This is a genomic window from Psychrobacter sp. Pi2-52 (assembly GCF_904846705.1).
Classification (GTDB): Bacteria; Pseudomonadota; Gammaproteobacteria; order Pseudomonadales; family Moraxellaceae; genus Psychrobacter.
The window spans coordinates 1-716 of sequence record NZ_CAJHBS010000065.1; the positions used below are offsets into that span (position 1 = coordinate 1).

At 33.9% G+C, this 716-nt stretch carries 1 protein-coding gene; it reads right to left on the reverse strand.

Going from position 1 to position 716, the window contains the following annotated elements:
- Positions 1-190: 190 nt before the first annotated feature.
- Entirely contained in the window at positions 191-394 is a 204-nt protein-coding gene (locus JMY00_RS13540) for a CsbD family protein (protein WP_057758006.1), read from the reverse strand.
- Positions 395-716: the final 322 nt, after the last annotated feature.

Consider the following 716-nt stretch of genomic DNA (forward strand, 5'->3'; position numbering starts at 1 on the left):
AATGTCAGATTGAGTAGTCATTGCTTATTCTCCTGTTAATGGATTATAAGCAGTTACACAGTTTTTAGGAAACTCCCAATTTATTTCTCCAACAGATTATCGGTACATTATAAATCTGCCATAAAAAAACCGCATATATTTCTATGCGGTTTCTCAGTTTATTCAGTACAGTAGTTGTGAACTAAATATATTAATATTTGTTTTCTACACGCCAGTCATCTACTTCACGCTCTGCGTCTTCTTTGGCATGACCATAGCGCTCTTGTACGCGGCCTACTAGCTTGTCACGGCTACCTTCGATATGGGTAAGATCGTCGTCTGTTAGCTCAGCCCATTTTTGTTTAACTGAACCTTTCATTTGGTTCCATTCGCCTTTTAGAGTATGTTCGTTCATTGTATTATTCCTTTTATTGAACTTATTGTGTTTAATTTATTTTTTGGTAATTGTCTTGATTCTTATTTCACGATTTCGATTACTGATACTACTATTTAATTTTTATTCTAATTGTATTGCACAAGAATAATTGATTAGTTCCAAATATCTTGTGAGATCAAATATAGGACTTTTCAATTCAGCTGTCTGTATATGCTATGTTTATAGTGTTACCTAACTATAGTGAGCGTTTACTAAGTGTTATCTACAGGGCTGCTGTAGTAGTGCCACGTAAATTGCGTCTACTATGCGTCATAATACTTCCTTCTATAAACTTATTTTT

Coding starts and splice junctions, on each gene's coding strand:
- JMY00_RS13540 (WP_057758006.1), bottom strand. CDS start 394: ATGAACGAACATACTCTAAAAGGCGAATGGAACCAAATGAAAGGTTCA.